The sequence below is a fragment of the Micromonospora rosaria genome, assembly GCF_001567585.1.
GTDB lineage: Bacteria > Actinomycetota > Actinomycetes > Mycobacteriales > Micromonosporaceae > Micromonospora > Micromonospora rosaria.
In genome coordinates, this window is record NZ_LRQV01000036.1 from 24,645 (window position 1) to 46,436 (window position 21,792).

Genomic DNA, 21,792 nt, shown 5'->3' on the forward strand with positions numbered 1-21,792 from the left:
AAGGGAACCCCTCTCTACCGGATGCGTTAAGAGGGGGCCCTTCCTTACACCGGGCGGGTGTAGCGGAGCTGGGGGGTGCGGGTGTGGCCGATCAGCTCCGCGCGGCGCTCGCCGGTGGGCCGCCACCCGCCGCGTTCGTAGAAGCGGCGGGCCGGGGAGTTGCCGGCCAGCACCCAGAGTGCCCCCCGGTGCCAGCCGGCCTCCCGCATCGCGGCCAGCGCGTCGACCATCAGCGCCCGGCCGGTGCCCCGGCCCCGCTCGGCCGGGTCGAGGTGGATGGCGTTGAGCAGGCCGGTCTGCGGGTCACCCGCGTCGTCCGGGCCGAGGTAGCTGAAGCCGACCAGGCGGCCGTCGCGCTCGGCGACCATCATCCGGTGCGTGTCGCGCTCCCACGTCCACCGTTCCACCCAGTAGTGCCCCATCGCCTCCGGACCCGGCTCGGCCAGCGACTCCGGGGGCAGGAACGGGGAGTACGCCGCCACCCGGGACCGCTGGTGCAGGGCCCCCACCGGGGCGAGATCGTCGGCGGTCGGCGTGCGGAGAGTGACGGTCACCCCGCCGAGGCTACCGCCCGGGGCGGGACCGGCACGGTGCTCAGATCCGTCGCGACCACCAGGTCACCGGTGAAGTGCTCGCGGGCCTCGGCGACGAACCGGGCCGGGTCGGCGTACCGCTGGGAGAAGTGGGTGAGCACGAGCCGGCGTACCCCCGACTCGGTGGCCACCCGGGCGGCCTGGGCGGCGGTCAGGTGCCCGACCTCGGCGGCGAGGGCGGCCTCGGAGGTCAGGAAGGTCGCCTCGATGACCAGCAGGTCGGCCCGCTCGGCCAGGGCGTACACGCCGTCGCAGAGGCCGGTGTCCATGACGAAGGCGAACCGCTGACCGGGCCGGGCCTCGCTGACCTGGCCCCGGGTCACGCGCCGCCCGTCGACGTCGAGGTGGCCGACGCGGAGCAGCTCGCCGACCGCCGGCCCGGAGATGCCGTACCCGGCCAGCCGGTCCGGCAGCGTCCGGACCCCGTCCGGCTCGACGAGGCGGTACCCGTAGGTCTCGATCGGGTGGCGGAGCCGGCGGGCCTCCAGGGTGCCGCAGCGCAGGTCGATCCGCTGCCCGTCGCTGACGATCGGCTCGACGGCCAGCTCGGCGGTCTCGTGGAAGGAGCTGGCGTGGCGCAGCCGGGCGAAGTACTCGGCGCCGCCGGCGGGGAAGTGCACCGGCACGGGGTGGGGGACCCGGTCCAGGGAGAGTCGCTGGATCATGCCGGGCAGCCCGAGGCAGTGGTCGCCGTGGAAGTGGGTGACGCAGATCCGGGTCAGGTCGGTGGCGGTGACCCCGGTGTGCAGGAGCTGCCGCTGGCTGCCCTCGCCCGGGTCGAAGAGGATCACCTCGCCGTCCCAGCGCAGCACGTACCCGTTGTGGTTGCGCTGCCGGGTCGGCGTCTGGCTGGCCGTCCCCAGCACCACCAGCTCACGCATGGACACGCCTGATCCCTCCGGGGGCGGGGGGTGGACATGAAGCGACCCCCGGGGCTTCCGCGCTCACGCGCGGGCCGACTGGACTGGGCCGGCACCCCGGGGGTCGGGTGGCTGTCGTGGTTTCGCCGCACCGCTGCCACACGGTCTCGACGATGGTGCTGGTGCCCGCCTCGCGGCGGACGGTTTCACTGTCGAGGACAGCGGCTAGCGGACAGCCACCTCACGAGTCCGATTGCTATACAAGTCTGGACCACCTCCTTTCCCGTGTACCGCCACGCTACCCAGGTTCCGGGGGGATCCGGTACTCCTTTTTCGGCTTCGCCGGCCGGGGTGGCCGGACTCACGCGCGCGGCCGGGGAGCCCTGCCGGCCGACTTTTGCCGATCTCATCGAAAGTTCGAGCGTTGGCGCTCTATCTTTCGCCTGTCCCGAGCGTTACTGTCTCGGGCAAGCTGTAACGCCTGCGAAACTTGCGCGTTACGTCACCATCCTCCCGTTCGTCCGGGCGCGCCGCCGACCGCGCCCGACCCGACCCGATCCTCACCCCACCACCCGCGATCGCACAGACCCTTCACCAGGCCGGGTCGCCGCCCCGGCCGCCGCCACCGTGAGGTGAACCTTGTCTGTCCTGGCCACGATTCGTCGACACACACCCCGCTCGCTGGTCGCCCTGGGCCTGGTCGGCGCGCTGACCGTGCCGGTCGCCCCGCCCGCCGTGGCGGCCGACCCCGCCGCCGACCCCGCCGCGCCGGCCCGCCCCTCCACCGCCACCGGCGACGACGTCGCCGCCGCCGTGGTCGCCGGGCCGATCCCCCGGACCACCGCCGTCGGGCACCCCGACCGGGGCTACCCGTTCCTCGCCACCGACGTCAATCTCGCCGCCGCCGGCTACGTCGAGGAGGAGTTCTTCCTCTTCGGTACGGCGACCCGCTACGCGCCCCAGGGCACCGGGCCGGCCGCCGTCCTCGGCACCGACCAGCCGTACGGCACCCGGCTCGTGGTGCGGCGGCCGGCGGCGGCGAAGAAGTTCAACGGCGTGGTGATCGCCGAGTGGACCAACGTCAGCAACCAGTGGGACCAGGAGGTCGACTGGTTCCAGTCGCACGAGCACTTCATCCGCGAGGGGTACGCCTGGGTGGGTGTCTCCGCGCAGCGGGCCGGCCTGCACTCGGCGACCGGGCTCAAGGCGTGGAGCCCGACCCGGTACGGGGCGCTCGACGTCACCGTGGGCGGCAACGTCACCGACGACAGCCTCTCGTACGACATCTTCAGCCAGGCGGTGAAGGCGGTGCGCAACCCCTCCGGCGTCGCCCCGCTCGGCAAACTCCCGAAGCCCGACTACGTCATCGCCACCGGGCACTCCCAGTCGGCCGGCCGCCTCGCCAACTACTACAACGGGGTGCAGCCGGCGGCGAACGTCCTCGACGCGGTGGTCCTGCACGGCGGCGGCGGGGTGCTGCGCACCGACCTGGGTACGCCGGTGTTCCGGATCAACGCCGAGGGGGACGTCGCCAGCGGGATCTTCTCCGCCGCCGCCCGCGCCCAGGTCGACTCGCCGGTGCTGCGCTCGTGGGAGGTGGCCGGCGCCTCGCACGGCGACTGGAAACTGATCACCGACTACGGCCCGCTGCGCAAGCGGGACATCGGCAGCTACCCCGGCGGCTACCCGGGTGAGCCGCAGACCTGCGCGTTGCCCGCGCTGTCCCGGGTGCCGCAGCACATGGTGCAGAACGCGATCTACGACCACACGGTCGCCTGGGTGAAGCACGGGACGCTCCCGCCGAGCGCGCCGAAGCTCCAGATGACCGCCGCCACCCCGCCGGCCGTGGCCCGTGACGACCTCGGGCTCGCCCTCGGCGGCCTGCGCATCGCCCAGCACGAGGTGCCGCTGCGGGTCAACAGCGGCAGCAACAGCGGGCCGGGCTTCTGCTTCCTCGACGGCAGCTCGGTGCCGCTGACCGACGCGCAGCTCGCCGCCCGCCACCCGAGCGTGTCGGCCTACGCCGACCAGGTGCTCCAGGTGACCCGCGCCGCCGTCGAGGCCGGCCACCTGCCCCGCGACGTCACCCGCGACCCGGCCTGGTACTCCGACCTCCGCGAGCTGATCGCCGAGTACGTCGCCGCCGGCCGGATCACCGAGTACGTCCGGGAGCGGCTGGAGGACCGCCTCTGGCGGGCCGAGCAGGCCGGTGTCAACGGCAACGCGGCCCGCGCGGCGGCCCTGCTGGAGCAGCTCGCCGACCGGGCGGAGAACCGGCTGCACCGGGACCCGGCGGCCCGTGACGCGGTGCTGCGGGTGACCACCGCCCTGATCGCTCTGCTGGAGTCCGAGGACCTGCACGGGTAGGGAGGGAAGGGGAGGGCCCCTGTCGACGGCTGGGCGTCGACAGGGGCCCTTCCGCGCCGCTCAGTCGAGGCCGATGGGGCCCTCGCGGGGGCCCTCCGCGCTGGCCGGCTGCACGGACAGCGACGGGAAGTCGGCGAGGTCGCCCTCCGGCTCGGCGTCCCACTCCGGGAAGACCAGGTCGCTCTGCAGGTAGAGGCAGAGCAACTGGGTCAGGTGGCGCAGCCCGTCCAGGTGGGTGCGCTCGTGGCCGTGGGTGGCGTCGACGCCGAAGCCGAGCAACGCCACCCGGGCGTGCGCGCCGGCCTCCACCGCCGCCGCCACGTCCGAGCGGTAGTAGTCGAAGACGTCCCGGACCAGGTCGACCCCGTGCTCGGCGGCGATCCCGGCGAGCTTGCGGGTCAGGTGGTAGTCGAACGGGCCCACCCCGTCGCCCATCGCCAGGGTCGCCGCGTCCTCCCGGGACTGCTGCCCGGGGGCGACCACCGCCGCGTCCACCGAGACGATCTCGGCGACGTCCGGGTCCAGGCCGTGGCTCGCCCCGTGCCCGATCTCCTCGGTGACCGTGACCAGCAGGTGGGCGCTCACCCCCGGGGTCACCCCGGCGTCCACCATCGCCTTGAACGCGGTCAGCACCGCCGCCACCCCGGCCTTGTCGTCCAGGTGCCGGGACTTGACGTACCCGCTGGGGGTGATGGTCGCCGTCGGCAGGATCGCCACGAAGTCCCCGGCGTCGATGCCGAGCGCGCGCAGCCCGGCGACGTCCTCGACCGGCTCGTCGACCCGTACCTCCACGTGTTCCCAGCCGACGCCCTGCAGGTCCACGTCGTCGTTGTACCGGTGACCGCTGGCCTTCAACGGCAGCACCTGACCGGTGATCACCCGCTCCAGGTCGTCGGTGAAGATCCGGACGTGGGCGCCCTCGGCGAAGCGGGCGCTGTGCGTGCCGATCGGCTTGAGTTCCAGCCGGCCGTTCTCCTTCAGCCGCTTCACCATCCCGCCGATGGTGTCGGTGTGCACCACGATCGCCCGGTCCGCCCCGGTCTGCCGGGGACCGGCCAGGCAGGCGCTGAGCGCCCCCCGACGGGTCAGCGTGGAGGAGATGCCCAGCGCCGAGAGCCGCTCACCCACGTACTGCTGCACGTGGTCGGTACGCCCCGACGGGCTGGGGATCTCCAGCAGCTCCAACAACACCTGCTGCAGGTAGTCGAGGTCGAGCTTGAGCGGGGCGATGGTACGTACGGTCATGCCCCAGATGTTGCCGCACCGGCCGGGGACCAGAGTCGTTGCGGTGCCCTCGTCCCGGGGAAGAGCAGGTCCACGAAGCGCTCGGCGGTCGGCTGCGGCTCGTGGTTGGCCAGTCCGGGCCGCTCGTTGGCCTCGATGAAGACGTGCTCCGGCTGGTCGGGCGCGGGTACCAGCAGGTCCAGCCCGGTCACCGGGATGTCCAGCGCCCGACTGGCGGCCACGCACGCCTCGGCGATCACCGGGTGCAGCTCCCCGGTCACGTCGTGGATGGTGCCGCCGGTGTGCAGGTTCGCGGTCCGCCGGACCGCCAGGGTCTCGCCCTGCGGCAGGACGTCGTCCATCGCGTACCCGGCCTCGGCCACCACGTCCCGGGTCATGTCGTCGACCGGGATGCGGCTCTCGCCGCCGGTGGCGGCGGCCCGGCGGCGGCTCTGCCGCTCGATCAGCTCGGCGATGGCGTGCGTCCCGTCCCCGGTGATCGAGGCGGGGCGGCGCACGGCGGCGGCCACCACCTCGTGGTCGATCACGATGACCCGCAGGTCCTCACCGGCGCGCATCTCCTCGATCAGCACGTCCGGGCAGAACCGGGCGGCCAGCTCCACGGCGCCGGCCAACGCCTCCGGGGTGCGTACCCCGACCGTGATGCCGTTGCCCTGCTCGCCGCGCGCCGGCTTCACCACCACCTGGCCCACCTCGGCGAGGAAGGCGGCGTCGGCGCCGTCCCGGGTCGCGGTCCGCCCGCGCGGCACCCGGAGCCCGGCGGCGGTGAGGATCCGCCGGGTGACCCGCTTGTCGTCGCAGCGGCTCATCGCCACCGCCGAGGTCAGCTCGGACAGCGACTCCCGGGTGAGGACCGTCCGGCCACCGCTGCTCAGCCGCAGCTCGCCCCAGTGCGGGTCGGTGACCTCCACCCGGATGCCCCGGCGCATCGCCTCGTCGGCGACGATCTTCGCGTACGGGTTCAGCTCGTCGTACCCCTCCGGCATGGCCGGCAGGAAGAGCCGTTCGTTGATCGGGTTCTTCCGTTTCACGCAGAGCGTGGCGGTGCGGTAGAAGCCGAGCCGCTCGTAGAGCCGGATCGCCCCGTCGTTCTCGGCGAGGACGGAGAGGTCGACGAAGGCCCGCCCCCGGTCGGTGAGCCGGGCCGCCAGCTCCAGCAGCAGGGCCTGGCCGGTGCCGGGCGGGGCCTGGTTGAAGTCCACGGTCAGGCACCAGAGGCTGGCCCCGTTCTCCGGGTCGTCGAAGACCGCCACGTGGTCGATGCCGGTGATGGTGCCGACGATCTCGCCGGTCGGCGCCTCGGCGACCAGGTGCAGGAACCGGTCGGTGGCGGCGTTGGCGACCAGCACCTCGACCGGGGCGGTGACCATCCCGTTGCGGGCGTAGATCCGGTTCACCGCGTCCGCGTCGGCGACGTCGCGCAACCGCCGGATCCGCAGCCCGGGGACGTCGCCGTGCTCACCGAGCGGGCCGGTGCCCGGGGCGGCCGGTCGGGCCTGGTCGCCGATCCCGTCGTCGGCCCGCGCCGCCCCGGCCTCCCGCGCCATCCGGCCGGGGCCCAGCGGCAGCCGGTAGGTCAGCGACGGGTCGATGAAGAGCTCGTCGGGCAGCCGGGAGACCAGCACGTGCGGGTCGCGCAGGTAGATGCAGATGTCCCGGGCGCCGGCCGCCTCCGAGCGCAGCACGGCCGCGACGGCGGCCTGGTCGGTGAAGGTCTGCCCGAAGACCAGCCGGCCCCAGCCGCAGTCGAGCAGCACCCCGGAGTCGTCGCCGGACCGTTCGCCGGTGTCCTCGTCGGTCGGGCCGGTGGCGGGGGCCACCGGGTCGCCGCCGGGACCGACCCGTTCGTATTTCCGACGACCACGACCCCGGTCGGTCCGTGCCACACCGGTCGCCAGGGTGTCGGTCACGGTCAGTCGATTCCGTGGCTCTGGAGCCACATTTCCAGGAGTCCGAGCTGCCACAGCTTGTTTCCGTTCAACGGGGTGAGTTCGGCGTTCGGGGCGTCCAGCAGGGTCTTCACGTAGTCGGTGCGGAACAGGCTCCGGCGTTGGGCCTCCGGCGCGGACAGCGCGTCGCGTACCCGGTCGAGCAGCTTGCCCTCCAGGTGGGTCAGGCCCGGCACCGGGAAGTAGCCCTTCGGCCGGTCGATGACCTCGTGCGGCAGCACCCGCCGGCCGATCTCCTTGAGCACCCCCTTGCCGCCCTGCGCGAGCTTCAGCTCCGGCGGGCAGGTCGCCGCGAGTTCGACGAACTCGTGGTCGAGGAAGGGGACGCGGGCCTCCAGGCCGTGCGCCATGGTCATGTTGTCCACCCGCTTGACCGGGTCGTCGGTCAGCATGATCTGGGTGTCGAGCCGCAGGCCGGCGTCGACGGCGGTGTCCGCGCCGGCCCGGCCCAGGTGCGCCGCGACGAACTCGCGGGCCGGGTCGCCGTCGGCCAGCCACGCCGGGTCGAGCACCCGGGCCAGGCCGGCCGCGTCCCGGTCGAAGAACGCCCGGGCGTACGTCGCCAACGCGGCGTCGCGCTCCACCGAGGCCAGCGGGGGGTACCAGTGGTAGCCGCCGAGGATCTCGTCCGCGCCCTGGCCGGACTGGACCACCTTGACGTGCTTGGCGACCTCCTGGCTGAGCAGGTAGAACGCCACGCAGTCGTGGCTGACCATCGGCTCGGCCATGGCCGCCACCGCGGCCTCCAGCGGGGGTACCAGGTCCCGGGCGGCGACCCGGATCTGGTGGTGGTCGGTGTCGAAGGTCTTCGCGACCAGGTCCGAGTAGCGGAACTCGTCGCCCTCCCGGCCGCCGACCGCGTCGAAGCCGATCGAGAAGGTGGCCAGACCGCGCTGACCCTCGTTGGCCAGCAGCGCCACCACCAGACTGGAGTCCAGCCCGCCGGAGAGCAGCACCCCGACCGGCACGTCGGCGACCATCCGGCGGCGGACCGCCGTGGTCAGCGAGGACAGCAGGGCGTCCTCCCAGTCCCGGGCGGACCACCCGGCCCGCTCCGGCTGCCGGGTGAAGGAGGGGTCCCAGTAGACCCGCTCGTCGACCCGGCCGTCGGGCTCGTACACCCGGACGGTCGCCGGGGGCAGCTTGGCGACCCCGCGCAGGATGGTCCGGGGCGGCGGCACGATGCTGTGGAAGCTGAGGTAGTGGGCGAGCGCGACCGGGTCGATCGTGGTGTCGACGCCCCCCGCCGCGAGCAGGGCGGGCAGGGTGCTGGCGAACCGCACCACGCCCGGCGTCTCGGCCAGGTAGAGCGGCTTGATGCCGAGCCGGTCGCGGGCCAGCACCAGCCGGCCGCTGTCCCGTTCGGTGATCGCCACGGCGAACATGCCGATCAGGTGGTCGACGAAGTCGGTGCCCCACTCGGCGTACGCCTTGAGCACGACCTCGCTGTCCCCGGAGGAGAAGAAGCGGTGCCCCTTGCCCTGCAACTCCTCGCGCAGCTCGCGGTAGTTGTAGATGCAGCCGTTGAAGACCCCGGTGAGCCCGGCGGCGGAGTCGACGATGGGTTGGCCGCTGGCCGCCGAGAGGTCGATGATTTTGAGGCGGCGGTGACCGAGGGCCACCGGCCCCTGGGACCACACTCCGCTGTCGTCCGGGCCCCGGTCGCTCATCGTGGCCGCCATGCGCTCCACCGTCGCCACCTCGGCGCGGGACCCGTCACGGCGGAATTCCCCAGCCAGTCCGCACATGCCTGACTATGCTGCCAGAGCTTTCCGGTTACTGCCCGTTGAGCTGATAACGGTTTCTTGAAGAATTGCTACACTGCCGGGTTTCCGAGTGGACAGCTTCGTAACCCGCGCCCCGTGCGAGGTCCGAGGTGCCCCGGGCGGTTCGCCCGGGGCCCCCGGTGTGATGATCAACTCATTTCCGTCGGCGCCGGCCGACGGTCCGGGCGTCAGCCGGCGGTACGGGCCACGCCGACCGGGCAGCTCAGCCCGTTCGGGCCGTGGTTGCAGTACCCGTTCGGGTTCTTCGTCGGCGCCAGGTACTGCTGGTGGTACGTCTCCGCGAAGAAGTAGTCGCCCAGCCGGCCGATCTCGGTGGTGATGTCACCCTTGCCGGCCCGCGCCACGATCGGGGCGAACGCGTCCCGGGACGACTGTGCGGCGGCGAGTTGCTCGTCGGTGGTCGCGTAGATGGTCGACCGGTACTGCGTGCCGACGTCGTTGCCCTGCCGCATGCCCTGCGTCGGGTCGTGGTTCTCCCAGAAGACCTTGAGCAGGTCCTCGTAACTGATCGTCGCCGGGTCGTACACCACCTGCACCACCTCGGCGTGCCCGGTCATCCCCGAGCAGACCTCCTCGTACGTCGGGTTCGGGGTGATCCCGCCCGCGTAGCCGACGGAGGTGGTGATCACGCCGGGCAGGGTCCAGAACAGCCGCTCGGCGCCCCAGAAACAGCCCATGCCGAAGACCGCGACCTGGGCGCCCGGCGGGAACGGCCCCTTCAGCGGGGTACCCAGCACCTCGTGCCGGTCGGCGACCGGCATCGCCAGCGGCCGGCCCGGTAGGGCCTGGTCCGGGGTGGGCAGGTCGGCCTTCACTCGACGAAGGAACACGATGGAACTCCTCTCGTACCTCTCCCCGCCTGCAACACCGGCGAGCCCCGCTTCCTTACCCGCCCACCCGGCTTACCCGCTCAGGGCGGCGGCGATCCGGGTGGCGTGCTCCCGTGCCTCGGCGTCGTCGGCGTACCGGGTCCGGGGCCAGAAGAAGCCGCGCAGCCCGTCTCCCTTCGTCCGGGGCACCACGTGGGTGTGCAGGTGCGGCACCGACTGGGACACCTTGTTGTTCATCGCCACGAACGTGCCGCCGGCGCCCAGACCGGACTCCACCGCGAGCGCGACCCGCCGGACCAGTGCGAAGTACCCGGGCAGCGCCGACGCCGGCAGGTCATTGAGGGTCACCAGGTGGGGGCGGGGCACCACCAGCACGTGCCCCTTGAAGACCGGTCGGGTGTCCAGGAACGCGACCCCGTCCGCCTCGTCGGTGACCCGGAAGGCCGGGGTGTCCCCGGCCACGATCCCGCAGAACACGCAGCCGCTCATCCAGGCAGGTTAGGCCGGCACGGTTCCGAGAGCCGGTTCGGGATCCCGGTCAAGCCGGTCTGACTTGCCGCCGAGTCTGAAAAAGTTCAGAATTGGCGGGTGGTGGCTACGAGGGAAGTTCAGTGGAGCGAGTTGCAGCGTGATCCCAAGAGCGTGGCGGCGCTGGCCGACTCGGGGGACGTACGGGTCCGCCGGCGGGACGGGGCCGCGTTGTTGTTGACCCGGGAGGATCGGATCGTGGCGGCCGGCGAGGGTGCGGTCGCCGCTGCCCGCGCTCTCCGCAATGCCCTGGCCCACCTGCCCCACGAGGTGGCCGTCGAGGTACTGACCGACGAGTTCCCCTGGCTCCGGCTGCTGCCGGAGGCGGATCTTCCCCAGTTCGTCGCCGACTTCGTCACCGCGGCACGGATCTCGGCCGATCTCGGTGAGTGGTCGGTCCTGGCGCAGACGATCCGGGAGTGGCGGGCCACCGCCGCCATCTACACCGATCCTGGTCTCGTCCGGGAGCTCAGCGAGCCGTTGTCGGAGGACCACGGCCCGGTGCCTGGACCGACGGAGGCATGACGAGTGGCAGCCAAGCGCGGTGACCGGGTCGCACCGCCGGGACGGCCCGGCGGATGGGAGGCGCGTTTCGCGACCTCCGAGGCGGCGAAGGGCTGGGAGGAACTCTGCCAGCCGGCCCGGTCCAACACCTGGGAGGCGTGGGTCGTCCTCACCGAACGGCCCACCGCACCCGAGAACCCGGCACGGCAGCACCGGCTCAGGGGTGCTCTCGCCACCCGGCAGGTTGGTAGCCGGTCCCTGCTCCAGTGGCAGTACGAGGTGACCGCCGGTGGCCGGATCTGGTACTGCCCGGATCCGGAGCGACGTATCGTCTGGATCGTCGCGGCGGGGCCGTCGCATCCAAAGCTGACCGAGTAGGCGCTGCGGGTGGTGCGTCGTCGGGTACCCGCCCGAGGTGCGGGTGACCGGACTAGCGTGTCGGGAATGAGTCACGGCTTCGAGACACTCGCCATCCACGCCGGTCAGGAACCTGAGGCGCGGACCGGTGCGGTGATCCCCCCGATCTACCAGACCAGCACGTACGCCCAGGACGCCGTCGGCGCGCCCCGCCAGGGGTACGAGTACAGCCGCTCCGGCAACCCGACGCGGGACGCGCTCCAGGAGTGCCTGGCCGCGCTGGAGGGCGGCCGGGTCGGGCTGGCCTTCGCCAGTGGTCTGGCCGCCGAGGACACGGTGCTGCGGGGCGTGTGCGCCCCCGGTGACCACGTGGTGATCCCGGACGACGCGTACGGCGGCACGTACCGGCTCTTCGCCCGGGTCGCGCAGCGGTGGGGGCTGGCGTACACGCCGGCGAAGGTCTCCGACCCGGACGCGGTGCGGGCCGCGATCCGGCCCGGCAGCACGAAGATCGTCTGGATCGAGACGCCGACCAACCCGCTGCTCGGCATCGCCGACATCGCCGCCCTCGCCAGCGTGGCGCACGACGCCGGGGCGTTGCTGGTGGTGGACAACACCTTCGCCTCGCCGTACCTGCAGCAGCCGCTCGCCCTGGGCGCGGACGTGGTGGTCCACTCGACCACCAAGTACGTCGGCGGGCACTCCGACGTGGTCGGGGGCGCGCTGGTGGTCGCGGACCCCGGCCTCGGGGACGAACTGCGGTACCACCAGAACGCGATGGGCGCGATCAACGGCCCCTTCGACGCCTGGCTCACCCTGCGCGGCATCAAGACCCTCGGCGTACGCATGGACCGGCACTGCGACAACGCCGAGCGGGTCGCGTCCTACCTGGAGTCGCACCCGAAGGTGGCCCAGGTGCTCTACCCGGGCCTGCCGTCGCACCCCGGTCACGAGGTGGCCGCCAAGCAGATGCGCCGGTTCGGCGGCATGATCTCGTTCCGGGCCACCGGCGGCGAGGAGCACGCCGTCGAGATCTGCAACCGGGCGCGGCTCTTCGTCCTCGCCGAGTCACTCGGCGGGGTGGAATCCCTGATCGAGCACCCGGGGCGGATGACACACGCAAGTGCCGCCGGCTCGCCGCTTGAAGTTCCCGCCGATCTCGTGCGACTGTCTGTCGGCATCGAGACGGTCGAGGACCTGCTCGCCGACCTGGAGCAGGCGCTGGGCTGACCGCTGGCTGGGGAGGGTGGCAGTGCCGGACATCATGCCGACGACCTGGGTCGGGGCGACCGCCAAACAGATCGCCCGGGGCGTGCGGCGGGGTGACGTCTCCGCCACCCAGGTCGTCGCCGACCATCTCGACCACATCGCCCGGGCCGACGCCGACCTCGCCGCGTTCCGTACGGTCCGGGGCGGCGAGGCGGTCACCGAGGCGGAGAAGGTCGACGAGCAGGACGACCTGGCGAACCTGCCGCTGGCCGGGGTGCCGGTCGCGGTCAAGGAGAACACCCCGGTCGCCGGCCTGCCCACCTGGAACGGGTCGGCGGCGGTACGCACCGGCGTCGCCGAGGCCGACCACGAGGTGGTCCGCCGGCTGCGCGGCGCCGGCGCGGTGATCCTCGGCGTGACCCGGATGCCGGAGCTGGGCCTCTGGGGGATCACCGACGAGGGGCCCACGGTCACCCGCAACCCCTGGGACCCGGCGCGGACCCCCGGCGGCTCCTCCGGCGGGGCCGCCGCCGCGGTCGCCGCCGGGCTGGTGCCGATCGCGCACGGCAACGACGGGCTCGGCTCGATCCGCATCCCGGCGGCCTGCTGCGGGCTGGTCGGGCTGAAGCCGGGCCGGGGCGTGGTCCCCTGCCAGCTCGGCGCGGAGGACTGGTTCGGCCTCACCGAGCACGGCATGCTCGCCACCACCGTCGCCGACGCGGCGGTCGGCTTCGCCATCCTGGCCGGTCGCCGGCCGGAGAAGCTGGTACCGCCGCAGCGGCTGCGGGTGGGGGTCTCGCTGCGCTCCCCGGTGCGCGGCGTGCACCCCGACGCGCCGAACCGGGACGCGGTCACCGCCGCCGGCCGGCTGCTCGCCGCCGCCGGGCACGACGCGGTGCCGGCCGACCCGGTGTACCCGACCGCGCTCGGCCTCCAGGGGCTGGCGACCTGGTTCGCGGCGGCGGCGGCCGACGTGCGGGCCGCCGGGATCGACCGGAGCCGTCTCCAGCGGCGCAGCCGCCGGCACGTCGCGCTCGGCGACTGGGCGCAGCGCCGGGGGTACGTGCGGGAGGCCGACCGGGCCGCCTGGCGGGAACGGTCGATCGGGTTCTTCACCGACCACTCGGTGGACCTGCTGCTCACCCCCGCGCTGGCCAGCGCCCCGCCGGAGGCCGGCGGCTGGTCGGGCCGGTCCTGGCGGTCGAACCTGCTGACCAACATCCGGTACGCCCCGTACGCCGCGCCCTGGAACGTCGCCGGCCTGCCCGCGATCGTGGTGCCGGTCGGCCGCCGGCCGGACGGCCTGCCGGTGGCGGTGCAGCTCGTCGGCCCGCCCGGCTCGGAGCTGCTGCTGCTCGGGGTCGCCGGCCAGTTCGAGTTGGCCGCCCCCTGGCCCCGGCACGCCCCCGGCTACCCGCGCGTGCCGGCCACGACCTCCTGACCGGCCCGGTCGGCCACGACCTCCTGACCGGCCTGGTCGGCCCTGACCTCCCGACCGGCCTCGGCCGGTGTGGTGCGACCATCGGGGGCATGACGGAACTGGTCGGTCTCGACGACGTCCGGGCGGCCCGGGAACTGCTCACCGGCGTCACCCGGGTCACCCCGCTGGAGCCCTCCCGCCCGCTGAGCGCGGCGCTCGCCGGGCCGGTCTGGCTCAAGTGCGAGAACGTGCAGCGCGCCGGATCGTACAAGGTGCGCGGGGCGTACGTGCGGATCTCCCGGCTCTCGGCCCAGGAGAAGGCGCGGGGGGTGGTCGCGGCCAGCGCCGGCAACCACGCCCAGGGGGTCGCGCTCGCCGCCGGCCTGCTCGGCACCCACGCCACGGTCTTCATGCCGGTGAACGCGCCGCTGCCGAAGGTCGCCGCCACCAAGGGGTACGGCGCCCAGATCGAACTGGTCGGCAACACCGTCGACGAGTCCCTGGTGGCCGCCCGCAGCTACGCCGAGCGGACCGGGGCGGTGCTGATCCACCCGTTCGACCACCGGGACGTGATCGCCGGTCAGGGCACGGTGGCGCTGGAGATCCTGGAACAGTGCCCGGACGTGCAGACGATCGTCACCGGGGTCGGCGGGGGCGGCCTGATCTCCGGGATCGCGGTGGCGGCGAAGGCGCTGCGCCCCCAGGTACGGGTGATCGGGGTGCAGGCGGCCAGCGCGGCGGCGTACCCGCCCTCGCTCGCGGCCGGCATGCCGGTGCCGCTGTCGGCCTTCGCCACGATCGCCGACGGCATCGCGGTCGGCTGCCCGGGGGAGATCACCTTCGCGCACGTCCGCAAGCTGGTCGACGAGATCGTCACGGTCACCGAGGAGGACATCTCCCGGGCGCTGCTGATGCTGCTGGAACGGGGCAAGCAGGTGGTCGAGCCGGCCGGCGCGGCCGGTGTGGCGGCGCTACTGGCCGGGGTGGTCGAGGTGCGGACGCCGACGGTCGCGGTGCTCTCCGGCGGCAACATCGACCCGCTGCTGATGCTCCGGGTGATCGAGCACGGGCTCGCCGCCGCCGGCCGCTACCTGCGGGTGACGGTGCGCTGCTCGGACCGGCCCGGCCAACTCGCCTCGCTGCTCACCCAGATCGCCGAGCACCGGGCGAACGTCGTCGACGTGGTGCACCAGCGGGCGACCCCGCACCTGCGGCTCGGCGAGGTGGAGGTGGCGCTGTCGGTGGAGACCCGTGGGGTGGAGCACTCCGACACGCTGATCGGCGCGCTGCGGGCGAGCGGCTACCAGGTGGGTCTGCTCGGCGAGTCCTGAGACCGCCGGCGGGAGCCCGTCGGGGCGGCGGGGGATGGGCTGGCCGGACAGCGTCAGGGCGGCCGACGGGTGGTCGACCGCCCTGGCGTACCGGCCGGGCACCCCCTCGGGTGCGGCCGGGCCGTCGTCAGCCGGAGAACGGCTCGAAGCTCACCACGGTCACCTTGATGTCGGCGCCGCTCGGCGCCGTGTAGGTGACGGTCTGGCCGGACCGGGTGCCCAGGATCGCCTGGCCGAGGGCCGACTCCGGGCTGTAGACGGTCAGGTCGGTGGTGGAGGAGATCTCCCGCGACCCGAGCAGGAAGGTCTCGGTGTCGTCGGCGTCGTCGTCGAAGTAGATGGTCACCACCATGCCGGGGGCCACCGCGTCGGTGCTGGGCGCCTCGCCCACCTGCGCGGTACGCAGGAGCTCCTTGAGGTAGAGGATGCGTCCCTCCTGCTTGCCCTGCTCCTCCCGTGCGGCGTGGTAGCCACCGTTCTCCCGCAGGTCGCCCTCCTCGCGCCGAGCGTTGATCTCGGCGGCGATGACCGGACGCGCCGCGATCAGCTCGTCCAGCTCGGCCTTGAGGCGGTCGTACGCGTCCTGGGACAGCCAGGTGGCGGGCGCCGTGTTGTCAGTGGTGGACACAGGCGGTCTCCTCGGTTGTGCGGTACTGGCTGACAGGTGAATTTCCAAGTTACCAGTGCCGCGCACCCGAGGGTGTCGTCGATCACCAGCCGTACCGGGGGAACCTACCCGTGGTACCGCTGTGCGCCGGGCCGTCCGGGCCGCTCAGGCGGGCTGTCGGCAGCGCATCACCTCACCGATGAACGGCCGGCCGGTGGTGGTGAGCCGGTGCCGGGTGGTCACCTGTCGCTCGCCGGGGTCGGCGGTCACCGTCACCTGTTCCCGGGCCACCTCGGCGCCGGCCCGGTCCCGGGCCCGCAGCACGCAGACGGCGGAGCCGCCCTCCGGCACGGTGACCCGGAAGTCGACCAGGATCTGCGCGTCGGTGATCCCGGTGTACGTGATCACCTCGGCGTCGTACGCCGGGTCGCCGTACCGCTGGTAGTCGCGGACCGCGACCAGGGTCAGGCCCGTCAGCATGCCGACCAGGACGAGCCCGACGAGCAGGGTGCGGCGACGCCGGGCGGGGGCGCGGCGGTGGCCGTAGCGCCCGGGTGGGAAGACGGGGGCGCCGGAAGGAATTGTGGCGTGCGTCTCGGTCACCGGCGGGTATCTCCTGGCGTTGTTGTCGGTGGCATCGGCAAGAATGGCTAGAGTCCATCTTCCCAGCCCGGTCCGGCATCAAGGATGGCAGGTCAGTACGGCTGTCGTCACAGTGCGGTTGGCACAGTGCGGTTGTCGTGGCGGGCGGGCCCGACCGGCGGGCACAGACGAGGAGCCCTGACGTTGGCAGACCAACTACGTCTCATGGCCGTGCACGCGCACCCCGACGACGAGTCGAGCAAGGGCGCCGCGACCACCGCGAAGTACGTCGCCGAGGGTGTGGACGTCCTGGTCGTGACGTGTACCGGCGGGGAACGCGGGAGCGTGCTCAACCCCAAGCTGGACCGGCCGGAGGTGTGGGCCGACATCGCCAACATCCGCCGGGGCGAGATGGACGCCGCACGCGCCATCCTCGGTGTCGACCAGGCCTGGCTGGGCTTCGTGGACTCGGGCCTGCCCGAGGGCGACCCGCTGCCGCCGCTGCCGGAGGGCTGCTTCGGGCTCCAGGACGTCGAGGTGGCGGCGGGGCCCCTGGTGCGCCTGATGCGGCAGTTCCGTCCGCACGTCGTCACCACGTACGACGAGGAGGGCGGCTACCCGCACCCCGACCACATCATGTGCCACCGGGTGAGCGTGGCCGCGTTCGAGGCGGCCGGCGACCCGGCGCGCTACCCGGAGCTGGGCGAGCCGTGGCAGCCGCTGAAGCTCTACTACGACATCGGCTTCTCCAAGGCCAAGATCATGGCGCTGCACGAGGCGATGCTCGCCGCCGGCCTCGACTCGCCGTACGACGAGTGGCTCAAGCGTTGGGAGGAGCGGCCGGACAAGGGCCCCCGGATCACCACCCGGGTGGAGTGCGCGGAGTACTTCCCGGTCCGCGACGACGCGCTGCGCGCCCACGCCACCCAGGTCGACCCGGACGGCTTCTGGTTCCACGTGCCGATGGAGCTCCAGCAGCGGGCCTGGCCGACGGAGGACTTCCAGCTCGCCAAGTCCCTGGTCGACAGCCCGCTGCCCGAGTCCGACCTGTTCGCCGGGATCCGCGAGACCACCCGTGCCCGGTGATCCGGGGCCGGGGCTACCCTGGTGACCAGCCGTACCACGGAGGGAACCATGCTGACCGCCGCCCAGGTGCTCGCACAGAACAACTTCGGTAACACCCGCACGGGTGGGCTGGCCGGGCCGATGGGCCTCTTCATCATCCTCGCGCTGGCCGCCGTCACCGTGCTGCTGATCCGCAACATGAACGCGCGGCTGCGCCGGCTGCCCCCCAGCTTCGCCGACGCGGCGGTGCCGGCCGAGGCGTCCCGGGCGGAGGCGGCAGTCCTCGATCCGACAGACGGAGGTTCCCCACAGGAATCCTCACCGAAAGCCGCCAAGGCGCATCAGCAGCACCGGAACGGGTAGTTCACTCGTGATTCACGCCGAACCGGATGGTCGCCCCCTGTTGCGACCATCCGGTTTGGCTTAGCCTTCCGCCGGGGGGACCAGACGTTCCCCGTGCCGTGCGCGGAAGGGGGCGCCGATGACACTCACCGCACCGGCCGCCCGCCGGGCCGCTGGGCGACCGGCCGAGGGAGGAGTTCGGTGACCTCCGACCGGGCCGGCGATCCGCTCGACCGGCTCGGGTTGCGCGGTACGCCGCCGCGCGTCCTGCTGCTCACCGTCGCGGTCCTGCTGACCGCGGTGACGACCGCCGTGGTCGGGCTGACCCTCCCCACCGGCCTGCCCGCGGACGACCCGCTGCCCGGCGCGGCCCGCTTCGGGATCGCCGTGGCCGCCTTCGCGGTGGCCCAGTTGGCCCGGCTGCGCTTCCGCACCTCGGCCGGCATGGTCAGCATCACCTGGGGCGAGGCCGCCCTGATCGTCTGCCTGTACCTGGTGCCCGCCGGCTGGCTGCCGTCGGCCGCGCTGCTCGGCGCCGGACTGGCCTGGTGGGGGATGTCGGTCGCCAGCGACCGCCGCCCGCTGGTCGAGGTCGTCCGGATCGCCGCCTCGCTCTCGGCGGCGACCGCGCTGGCCGCCTCGGTGGCGACCGCGCTGGGCCGGCCGCTGCTGGCCGGGCCCACCCCCGGGCTGGCGCTGGCCCTGATCGCCGGATCGGTGACGTACCTGCTGGTCACGGCCTGGCTGGGCGGGGTCATGCTCGGCCTGCGGCACAGCATGTCGATCGGTACGCCGCTGCTCGCCGCGCTCCGGGGCAAGCTGCTGATGTTCGTCGGCAACATTGTCGTCGGTCTGGTCGTGGTGGCGCTGCTGGAGATCGACGCGCGCTGGCTGCTGCTGCTCCCGCCGCTGCTCTGGCTGCTCCAGCAGACCTACCGGCACCGGCTCAAAGCCGACCAGGAACGCCGGACCTGGCGGGCGTTCGCCGAGGCCACCGCCGCCCTGAACCAGTTGGAGGAAGGCGGCGTCGCCACCGCGGCGGCCACCGGCGCGCTCAACCTCTTCGGCGCGGAGACGGTCGAGGTGCACGTGGCCCGCGCCGACGGCCCCTGGCGGCGGTACCGGTGCGACGCCGGCGGGCAGGTCACCGACCAGGAGGTCGACCCGCCGCGCCGCCGTGACCCGGACGAGCACGAGCTGTTCCGGCCGCTCGCCGTCGGCTCGGCCGAGGTCGGCGAGCTTCGCCTGTTCTTCCCCCGCTCGGCGCCGCCCGGGGCCCGGGAGCGGGACGCCGTCGCCGCGTTCGGCGACGCCCTCGCGGCGGCCCTGCACGACGCGGCGACGCACCGGGAGCTGCGCCTGGTGACCGAGCGGTCGTCGTACGAGGCGGTGCACGACCCGCTCACCGGGCGGCTCAACCGGGCGGCCATGCTCAGCCAGGGTGACCAGGCGTTGCGGCAGTTGGCCCACGAGCACCCGGTGGCGCTGCTGCTGCTCGACATCAACCAGTTCAAGGAGGTCAACGACACCCTCGGGCACGCGGCCGGCGACCAGTTGCTGCGGTTGACCGCCGACCGGCTGGGGACGCTGACCCGCACCGACGAACTGCTCGGGCGGCTCGGCGGGGACGAGTTCGCCCTGCTGGTGACGTCCGCCCCGGTGGTCGGCGACCGGTCCGCCCCGCTGACGTACGCGCTGCGCCGGGCCCGGGAGATCGCCGAGCGGCTCGCCGCGCCGACCGAGGTGGCGGGCGTACGGATGTCCGTCGAGGTCTCCGTCGGGGTGGTGGTGGCCGCCGCCGGTACCGCCGACCTGACCGAGCTGCTGCGCCGCGCCGACATCGCCATGTACCAGGCCAAGGGCGGGGGCGGCAGCATCGCCGCGTACGACAGCGCCCGGGACGCGGCCAGCACCGACCAGCTCGCCCTGCTCGCCGAGCTGCGCGAGGCGCTCGCCGCCGACGACCAGCTCGTGCTGGCGTTGCAGCCGGCGGTGGACCTGGCAACCGGGGCGCCGACCGGGGTGGAGGCGCTGATCCGCTGGCAGCACCCGCGCCGGGGCTGGCTGAACCCGGCCGAGTTCATCCGCCCGGTGGAGCACAGCGAGCAGCTCGGCACGTTCACCCGGTACGTGCTGGACAAGGCGCTCGCCGTGGCCGCCGGCTGGGCGCGGGAGGGGCTGGACGTCCCCATCTCGGTGAACCTCTCGGCGCGCAGCCTGCTGGACGCCCGGCTGCCGGCCGACATCGCCGAGCTGCTGCGCCGGCACCAGGTTCCGGCGCACCGGCTGGTCCTGGAGATCACCGAGACGGTGGTGATGAGCGAGCTGGAGGTCATCGACGAGGTGCTGGCCACCCTGCGCACGATGGGGGTCCAGCTCGCGGTGGACGACTTCGGCACCGGCTTCTCGTCGCTGACCTTCCTGACCCGGATCACGGTGGACGAGCTGAAGGTGGACCGCTCGTTCGTGATCCGGATGGCCGACTCCCCGGAGGCGGCGGCCATCGTCCGGACCACCGTCGGGCTCGCCCACGAGCTGGGGCTGCGGGTGGTCGCCGAGGGGGTGGAGACCGCCGAGCAGCGGCTCGCCCTGACCGAGCTGGGTTGCACCGCCGCCCAGGGGTACCACTTCTTCAAGCCCATGCCGGCGGACAAGATCAGCGCCGTGCTCGGGCAGTTGATCGACACCTCCCGCCCCAACGTCCTGCCGCTGCGCGCCGACGGCGCCTCCTGACCGCTCGTGGCCGCGGCGGCCCGCCGGCTGGTCGGCCCCACCCGGCGTGAGCCGGGTACCGGTGGTGCTGTTCGTCATCCTTTCGAGCTGCCCTCACGCACGGGGCAGCCCGCCGCCTCTCGCCGGACCCTGCGCGACGGCCCCACGACCGGCTGCCCGCCGCACCAGCGGCGGGCCGGTCGGGAAACGCGGGCCGGTCGGAGGCAGGGGCTCGGGTAGGTGGGCCCGGAACGGGGTGCCCCGTGCACGAGGGCAGCTCGAAAGGCTCTCCGGGTCGGACCCGCCGCCGACGGGGTGCCCCCTCGGCGGCGGGTCCTGTCGGCGGCGGGTTCTGTCGCGCGGGGTCGGCTGCGGGTCAGCCCCGGGGCAGCACGTCGTCGACCACGCCGGGCAGGGTGGCCCAGTCGGCGGAGGCGATGGTGGCGTGCGCGCGGGCGAGCTGCGCCACCCGGGCGGCGGCGGCCCCGGCGTCGTCGCCCACCGACGGCGGCACCTTCTGCGCGTCGGTCATCATCAGCAGGTAGTGGTTGCGGTGGTACCAGGAGGTGTCGATCCCGCCGGTGACGTAGGCGGTCGCGTCGCCGTCGAAGACCACGAACCAGGGGCGCAGGGCGGTCTCGGCGTACCGGGTGCGGGGATCGCCGGCCTGGGCCCGGTGCACGGCCGGGAAGGCCCGGGCCGAGCCGAGGGTGCCGGCGGCGGCCAGGGCGACCAGGTGGCGGGCGTACTCGACGTCGGTCCACAGGGTGTCGGTCGGGTTGCTCTGCTCGACGGTGCCGGGGATCAGGTGGACGATGACCTTCCCGGCGAGCTGGGCCCGGGTGGGCCAGGCGTCGGCCCGCGCCGCCGCGTCCAGGGTGGGGTGGCTGCCGAGCAGGTCGGCGGGGCGGAACACCCGGTCGCCGAGGCGGGCGGCGAGCAGGGCGTCGAGCTGGGCGGGCCCCTGCCCGGTCCGGCTGCTGAACCCGGTCTTCAGCTCGATCTTGACGTGCAGCGGGCCGGCGTCGGGGTGGGCGGCCAGCCAGAGCCGGATGTTGTCCAGGCAGTGCTCCAGGTTCCGGTTGCGGGTGCCGGTGTAGAGCTGGGCGGCGCTGGAGGCCTGGACGCAGTTGTTGTCGTTGCCGAGCGGGTTGGAGTGGCTGACCCGCCACACCCGACTGATGACGTCCGGCCAGATGTCCAGCTCGATCATGCCGGGCCGGGCGTCCAGCGCCTGTGCCAGGTACGGGTAGGTGGCCCGCTCGTACGCGTTGTGGGTGCCGACGGTGGTGGTGGCCGAGACCCGGGCGGCCGGGTCGGCGGCGGCCGACGCGGGTGTGGCGGCGAGGACCGCCGCGACCACCGCGACCGAGGTGATCGCGGCCAGGGGACGGGTACCGCGCATGGGCTCCTCCTTCGACGTGCCCGGCGACCTGCCCGCCGGGCCATGCGCCGATATAAATCGATGAACGTGAACGAAGGAAGGCCCCGGCGGGGACAACGG

General features: G+C 73.4%; 19 protein-coding genes. 9 read left to right on the plus strand and 10 right to left on the minus strand.

The genetic code is table 11. The annotated features are described in order from the left end of the window. Window positions 1–44: 44 nt before the first annotated feature. Both AWW66_RS12520 and AWW66_RS12525 read right to left on the minus strand, forming a co-directional pair. Window positions 45–554, minus strand: a complete 510-nt coding sequence (locus AWW66_RS12520; protein ID WP_067364605.1) for a GNAT family N-acetyltransferase — start codon at window positions 552–554, stop codon at window positions 45–47. Then, the gene (locus AWW66_RS12525) at window positions 551–1,480 is read right to left on the minus strand and encodes a ribonuclease Z (RefSeq protein WP_067364606.1); all 930 of its coding nucleotides are present in this window, start codon (window positions 1,478–1,480) and stop codon (window positions 551–553) included. Before AWW66_RS12525 ends, AWW66_RS12520 begins: the two co-directional genes overlap by 4 nt. A 612-nt stretch (window positions 1,481–2,092) precedes the next feature. Here AWW66_RS12525 and AWW66_RS12530 point away from each other — a divergent pair. Continuing rightward, entirely contained in the window at window positions 2,093–3,820 is a 1,728-nt protein-coding gene (locus AWW66_RS12530) for an alpha/beta hydrolase domain-containing protein (protein ID WP_067364607.1), read from the plus strand. Window positions 3,821–3,880: 60 nt separating this feature from the next. Here AWW66_RS12530 and AWW66_RS12535 read toward each other — a convergent pair whose 3' ends face one another. From AWW66_RS12535 to AWW66_RS12555, 5 genes are all read right to left on the minus strand, one after another. Further along, complete coding sequence (locus AWW66_RS12535; protein ID WP_067364608.1) at window positions 3,881–5,065, minus strand: osmoprotectant NAGGN system M42 family peptidase; 1,185 nt, start codon at window positions 5,063–5,065, stop codon at window positions 3,881–3,883. Then, window positions 5,062–6,975: an N-acetylglutaminylglutamine synthetase gene (gene ngg, locus AWW66_RS12540; RefSeq protein WP_067364610.1), complete on the minus strand. Its 1,914-nt coding sequence runs from the start codon at window positions 6,973–6,975 to the stop codon at window positions 5,062–5,064. The genes AWW66_RS12535 and ngg overlap by 4 nt, the downstream gene beginning before the upstream one ends. A 2-nt stretch (window positions 6,976–6,977) precedes the next feature. After that, window positions 6,978–8,762, minus strand: a complete 1,785-nt coding sequence (locus AWW66_RS12545) for an N-acetylglutaminylglutamine amidotransferase (protein ID WP_067364612.1) — start codon at window positions 8,760–8,762, stop codon at window positions 6,978–6,980. 206 nt (window positions 8,763–8,968) lie between these two features. Then, the gene (msrA, locus tag AWW66_RS12550) at window positions 8,969–9,631 is read right to left on the minus strand and encodes a peptide-methionine (S)-S-oxide reductase MsrA (RefSeq protein WP_067364614.1); all 663 of its coding nucleotides are present in this window, start codon (window positions 9,629–9,631) and stop codon (window positions 8,969–8,971) included. Window positions 9,632–9,703: 72 nt separating this feature from the next. Further along, window positions 9,704–10,120 carry an HIT family protein gene (locus AWW66_RS12555; RefSeq protein ID WP_067364617.1) on the minus strand — a complete coding sequence of 139 codons (417 nt, stop codon included), beginning with the start codon at window positions 10,118–10,120 and terminating at the stop codon, window positions 9,704–9,706. A 99-nt stretch (window positions 10,121–10,219) separates the two neighbouring features. Here AWW66_RS12555 and AWW66_RS12560 point away from each other — a divergent pair, with 99 nt between their 5' ends. From AWW66_RS12560 to ilvA, 5 genes are all read left to right on the plus strand, one after another. Next, entirely contained in the window at window positions 10,220–10,684 is a 465-nt protein-coding gene (locus AWW66_RS12560; protein WP_157527422.1) for a hypothetical protein, read from the plus strand. 3 nt (window positions 10,685–10,687) lie between these two features. Then, window positions 10,688–11,041, plus strand: coding sequence for a hypothetical protein (locus tag AWW66_RS12565; protein ID WP_067364620.1), 354 nt, complete (start codon window positions 10,688–10,690; stop codon window positions 11,039–11,041). Between the two features lie 66 nt (window positions 11,042–11,107). Next, window positions 11,108–12,250 carry a cystathionine gamma-synthase gene (locus AWW66_RS12570; protein WP_067364627.1) on the plus strand — a complete coding sequence of 381 codons (1,143 nt, stop codon included), beginning with the start codon at window positions 11,108–11,110 and terminating at the stop codon, window positions 12,248–12,250. Between the two features lie 16 nt (window positions 12,251–12,266). Next, window positions 12,267–13,670 carry an amidase gene (locus tag AWW66_RS12575; RefSeq protein WP_067364629.1) on the plus strand — a complete coding sequence of 468 codons (1,404 nt, stop codon included), beginning with the start codon at window positions 12,267–12,269 and terminating at the stop codon, window positions 13,668–13,670. An 89-nt stretch (window positions 13,671–13,759) separates the two neighbouring features. Further along, window positions 13,760–14,980, plus strand: a complete 1,221-nt coding sequence (gene ilvA / locus AWW66_RS12580) for a threonine ammonia-lyase (RefSeq protein WP_067364632.1) — start codon at window positions 13,760–13,762, stop codon at window positions 14,978–14,980. 127 nt (window positions 14,981–15,107) lie between these two features. Here the strand turns inward: ilvA and greA are convergent, their stop codons facing one another. Beyond that, window positions 15,108–15,608 carry a transcription elongation factor GreA gene (gene greA / locus AWW66_RS12585; RefSeq protein ID WP_067364635.1) on the minus strand — a complete coding sequence of 167 codons (501 nt, stop codon included), beginning with the start codon at window positions 15,606–15,608 and terminating at the stop codon, window positions 15,108–15,110. Between the two features lie 144 nt (window positions 15,609–15,752). Next, window positions 15,753–16,190 carry a DUF4307 domain-containing protein gene (locus tag AWW66_RS12590; protein ID WP_067364637.1) on the minus strand — a complete coding sequence of 146 codons (438 nt, stop codon included), beginning with the start codon at window positions 16,188–16,190 and terminating at the stop codon, window positions 15,753–15,755. 183 nt (window positions 16,191–16,373) lie between these two features. On the opposite strand from AWW66_RS12590, the gene mca reads away from it, so the two are divergent. The 3 genes from mca (at window position 16,374) to AWW66_RS12605 (ending at window position 20,309) form a co-directional block, all read left to right on the plus strand. Continuing rightward, window positions 16,374–17,255, plus strand: coding sequence for a mycothiol conjugate amidase Mca (mca, locus tag AWW66_RS12595; protein WP_083978442.1), 882 nt, complete (start codon window positions 16,374–16,376; stop codon window positions 17,253–17,255). A 48-nt stretch (window positions 17,256–17,303) separates the two neighbouring features. Next, window positions 17,304–17,597, plus strand: coding sequence for a hypothetical protein (locus AWW66_RS12600; protein ID WP_067364643.1), 294 nt, complete (start codon window positions 17,304–17,306; stop codon window positions 17,595–17,597). A gap of 180 nt (window positions 17,598–17,777) precedes the next feature. Next, window positions 17,778–20,309 (plus strand): putative bifunctional diguanylate cyclase/phosphodiesterase, encoded by a 2,532-nt coding sequence (locus tag AWW66_RS12605; protein ID WP_083978443.1) that lies wholly within the window; start codon window positions 17,778–17,780, stop codon window positions 20,307–20,309. A gap of 355 nt (window positions 20,310–20,664) precedes the next feature. Here the strand turns inward: AWW66_RS12605 and AWW66_RS12610 are convergent, their stop codons facing one another. Next, window positions 20,665–21,693: a phosphatidylinositol-specific phospholipase C domain-containing protein gene (locus AWW66_RS12610; RefSeq protein WP_067364646.1), complete on the minus strand. Its 1,029-nt coding sequence runs from the start codon at window positions 21,691–21,693 to the stop codon at window positions 20,665–20,667. Between the last annotated feature and the right edge of the window lie 99 nt (window positions 21,694–21,792).

Excerpts from the sequence above, each read along its gene's own strand:
- AWW66_RS12535 (WP_067364608.1), bottom strand. The coding sequence starts at position 5,065 with ATGACCGTACGTACCATCGCCCCGCTCAAGCTCGACCTCGACTACCTG.
- AWW66_RS12545 (WP_067364612.1), bottom strand. The coding sequence starts at position 8,762 with ATGTGCGGACTGGCTGGGGAATTCCGCCGTGACGGGTCCCGCGCCGAG.
- AWW66_RS12555 (WP_067364617.1), bottom strand. The coding sequence starts at position 10,120 with ATGAGCGGCTGCGTGTTCTGCGGGATCGTGGCCGGGGACACCCCGGCC.
- AWW66_RS12570 (WP_067364627.1), top strand. The coding sequence starts at position 11,108 with ATGAGTCACGGCTTCGAGACACTCGCCATCCACGCCGGTCAGGAACCT.
- ilvA (WP_067364632.1), top strand. The coding sequence starts at position 13,760 with ATGACGGAACTGGTCGGTCTCGACGACGTCCGGGCGGCCCGGGAACTG.
- AWW66_RS12600 (WP_067364643.1), top strand. The coding sequence starts at position 17,304 with ATGCTGACCGCCGCCCAGGTGCTCGCACAGAACAACTTCGGTAACACC.
- AWW66_RS12610 (WP_067364646.1), bottom strand. The coding sequence starts at position 21,693 with ATGCGCGGTACCCGTCCCCTGGCCGCGATCACCTCGGTCGCGGTGGTC.